General features: G+C 62.9%; 5 protein-coding genes. 2 read left to right on the forward strand and 3 right to left on the reverse strand.

The window, feature by feature from the left end:
- The coding region (locus ABI660_RS23275; protein ID WP_348072616.1) for an FAD-dependent monooxygenase at positions 1-83 on the reverse strand (83 nt) is incomplete at its 3' end.
- 115 nt (positions 84-198) lie between these two features.
- Here ABI660_RS23275 and ABI660_RS23280 point away from each other — a divergent pair.
- Together ABI660_RS23280 and ABI660_RS23285 are read left to right on the forward strand one after the other, a co-directional pair.
- Positions 199-1,038 (forward strand): IclR family transcriptional regulator C-terminal domain-containing protein, encoded by an 840-nt coding sequence (locus tag ABI660_RS23280; protein WP_348072608.1) that lies wholly within the window; start codon positions 199-201, stop codon positions 1,036-1,038.
- 67 nt (positions 1,039-1,105) lie between these two features.
- Entirely contained in the window at positions 1,106-1,723 is a 618-nt protein-coding gene (locus tag ABI660_RS23285; RefSeq protein WP_348072610.1) for a TetR/AcrR family transcriptional regulator, read from the forward strand.
- Here the strand turns inward: ABI660_RS23285 and ABI660_RS23290 are convergent.
- Together ABI660_RS23290 and ABI660_RS23295 are read right to left on the reverse strand one after the other, a co-directional pair.
- On the reverse strand, positions 1,715-2,125 hold the full coding sequence (locus ABI660_RS23290) for a hypothetical protein (RefSeq protein WP_348072612.1): 411 nt from the start codon (positions 2,123-2,125) through the stop codon (positions 1,715-1,717). The genes ABI660_RS23285 and ABI660_RS23290 overlap by 9 nt on opposite strands.
- 8 nt (positions 2,126-2,133) lie before the next feature.
- The coding region (locus tag ABI660_RS23295) for an ABC transporter substrate-binding protein (protein ID WP_348072614.1) at positions 2,134-3,207 on the reverse strand (1,074 nt) is incomplete at its 5' end.

The raw sequence follows: 3,207 nt of genomic DNA on the forward strand, positions 1-3,207 counted from the left end.
GCGTCGATGCCGGCCTTGTGCAGCAACTGGCCAAGCAGCAGGCCGGAGGGGCCTGCACCAATGATGGCTACCTGGGTACGCATGTCTGTCTCCACTTCGTTTTTACGGAATAGCTAGCGTATTCGCCGCACTTGGCGACTGCCAGATGGCCAGGCGCGCGGTGCGCGATCTCCACGCCATTTGTGCGATGATCGCGCAATGAGCAGCCAGCCGACCCCTTCCGCGCCAACGAATGGCATCCTGCAGACCGGCAAGCCGATCGCCAAAGCCGACCTGATTGAAGGCATGGCCAAAGGCATGGCGGTGCTGGAGAGTTTTGATACGCAGCGCCAGCGCCTGAATGCCACGCTGGCGGCCGAGCGCGCCGGCATCACACGTGCCGCCGCGCGCCGTCACCTGTTGACATTGGCGCACCTGGGTTATTTGGAAACCGACGGCAGCTATTACTGGCTGGCACCCAAGGTGTTGCGCTTTTCGGGCAGCTACCTGGCGTCGGCGCGTTTGCCGCGCGCGGTACAGCCGACGCTGAACCGCCTGGCGGCGCAGACCCAGGAGTCATTTTCAGCCGGCGTGCTGGACGGCGACGAGGTGGTGGTCATTGGGCGCAGCGGATATGAGTGGAAAAGTGGTGCGGACGGTGCTGTGCGCATATTGGCCTACGGCTTGCACTTGGGCGCGCGGCTGCCGGCCCATGCCACGTCCACCGGGCGGGTGCTGCTGGCAGCCAAGCCCAAAACCGCGCTGGCGCAATGGCTCAAGGCCCGTACATTGCCGCGCCTGACCACGCGCACCATCATCGACATCAAGCAGTTCCGGGCGGTCATTGAGCAGGTGCGCTCGGACGACTTCTGCCTGGCGGCGGAAGAGCATGAGCTTGGCGTGCATGCGCTGGCGGTGCCGCTGCGCAACATGCAGGGCAAGACGGTGGCAGCGCTGAATGTGGTGGCGTCGCCGCAGCGGCTTTCGGCGCAGGTGATGCAGCGCGACTTGCTGCCGTTGCTGTTCGATGCGGCGAGGGAACTGCGGCCGTTGATGTAGCCTGGGGGAGGGTTGATTTCAACGTCCCGGCAGGGACTTTCCCGCCGCTGCCCCATAAAATGCACCCATGGAAGCCAAAACAAAAAAAAGCGAACTGACGCGCAGTGCCATCATCGAAGCTGGCCTGGAGATGGCCATCAGTCACGGCTTTGGCGCAGTCACGGTTCCCAGCCTGGCCGAAAAACTTCAGCTGTCCAACAGTGGCGTTTTTTCACGCATCGGCTCCATCGAAGCACTGCGTACCGCGCTGGTGGAGGAGTACACCAAGCGCTTTCTCGGAGAGATCTTTTTTCCGGCGATGGAACAACCTCGCGGTATCGACAGGCTCAATGCCATGGTTGAACGCTGGATCCATAAAATCTGCAGCAGCAGCGGCAACAACGTGACGCTTTTTGAGGTCACGGCATTTTCCAATGAACCGGCAGCGCAGAGCCTGCGTGGAACCATTCTCACCAACGTGCGGGCCTGGCGCAGCGCGATGGAATACACGATCCAGCAAGGCATGGAGAAGGGCCAGTTCCGGGATGATGCGGATGCCTCGGCGCTGCTCTTTGAGATTCACTGCCTGGTGGTTGGGGTGCTCTACGAATACCGGGTCCTGGATGATCCGAGTTCGGCGGAAAAGGCCATCTGCGCCTACCGCGCCCTGATCGAACGCTTCAAGAGGCCGGTGGCATCAGCGTGATTTGCCGGCACCCGGTGGGATATCGCAAACCGGCAAAGAGGCGGCGCCGAGCATTTTCTGTTCAAGGCGCCGCTGGCAGACTTCCGTCACCCAGTCTCTGGTAGCCCGCTGCGGCGAGCCGACGAGACGGCCCCTGCTGTCCTGGCTGACCAGCACCCGCGCTTCCAGGTACGGCGTCATCTCGTCGGCGACCCAGTCGAAAAAACCGGAGGGGACTTTGCCGTGATGCTTCCTGACAATCGCCGCGACGAGTTCGTCAAGGACGTCGACAGCTGCCAGGACGGGGTCGCTGGATGGCGCCGGAAAAATCCTCGGCCTGCGGCTTGGCGCCGCGCGCTGGCGCGTAGGGGGCAGCGCTGGCCGGGGCCGGGCCTGGTTCGCAAGCACGCTGGAGGCGGCCATGGCAGGGCTCAGGAGAGGACCCGGCCGTCGCCGGACATGATGCCCAGGTCCACAAACTTCGAGGCGACACGAGCCGTCGTGTTGCTGTAATCGATCTGAAAACCACCGAGGTCGAAATTGCGAATCCCGGCGATGGCCTGGCGCAGCTTCTCCCGGTCGGCGCCTTTTCCGGCGCGCTGAAGCGCTTCGGCCATGACACGCATGTCGATATAGCCTTCCAGGCTGCCGGTGGTAAAGCGCTCCAGGCCGGTGGCGCGCATCGCGGCCTGGTATTCGCGGACGAGCTGGTGCTTGGATCGGTTGGGCTCGGGAAACACCATGGTGATGGCGACCCCGCGGGCGCTGCTGCCCAGCTTGGCAATGCCTTCCTGGGTGAAAGTCGGGCTGATGCCGGCAATCGGCATGCTTGGTGAGGCCTTGCGCAAGGCTGCCACCAGCCCGGTGGTGGAACCACCGGCGGTGCCGAGCACCACGGCGGATGGATTCATGCCCACGATCTGGGCGACCACGGCGTCGAGATTCTTGCCGTCCACCGCCAGTGCGGACGAGCCCAGAACCGACACCCCCGCGGCCTTGAGCAGCGTCATGGTCTCTTCCGACACTTCCTTGCCATAGGGGTTGTCGGTGTAGACCACGGCCAGGTTCTTGATGCCCATGGAAGCTACGTTTTGCACCAGACGCTGGATTTCATCGCTGTAGCTGGCCCGGATGTGAAACACATGGCGCAGGCCATTCTTGCGAAGGCTGCTGGCGCCGGTCAGGGGCGCGAGGTGGACCAGCCCGGCGGATTCGATCAGCGGTGTGATGGCCGCGTTGTTGGCTGTACCGAGGCAAGCCATCAGGCCAATCACCTGTGGATTGGCTGCGAGTACCTTGATGTTCTCCACACTGCGTGTCGGCACGTAGGCGTCGTCCAGCACTTCCATATGGATGGGGCGGTCGTGCACGCCACCTTTGGAATTGATCTGCTCCAGAGCCGCCTTGACACCTTTTTGATTCTCAACACCGAAGCCGCCCAGCGGGCCCGTCATGGCCGCGGTACTGCCAATGAGCCAGGCATTATTCGCAATAGCATGCGAAAT

Source organism: Polaromonas sp., assembly GCF_039930745.1.
Classification (GTDB): Bacteria; Pseudomonadota; Gammaproteobacteria; order Burkholderiales; family Burkholderiaceae_C; genus Polaromonas.

Bases quoted from the DNA above. Each gene is read 5' to 3' on its own strand.
- ABI660_RS23285 (WP_348072610.1), top strand. From the start codon at position 1,106: ATGGAAGCCAAAACAAAAAAAAGCGAACTGACGCGCAGTGCCATCATC.
- ABI660_RS23290 (WP_348072612.1), bottom strand. From the start codon at position 2,125: ATGGCCGCCTCCAGCGTGCTTGCGAACCAGGCCCGGCCCCGGCCAGCG.
- ABI660_RS23280 (WP_348072608.1), top strand. From the start codon at position 199: ATGAGCAGCCAGCCGACCCCTTCCGCGCCAACGAATGGCATCCTGCAG.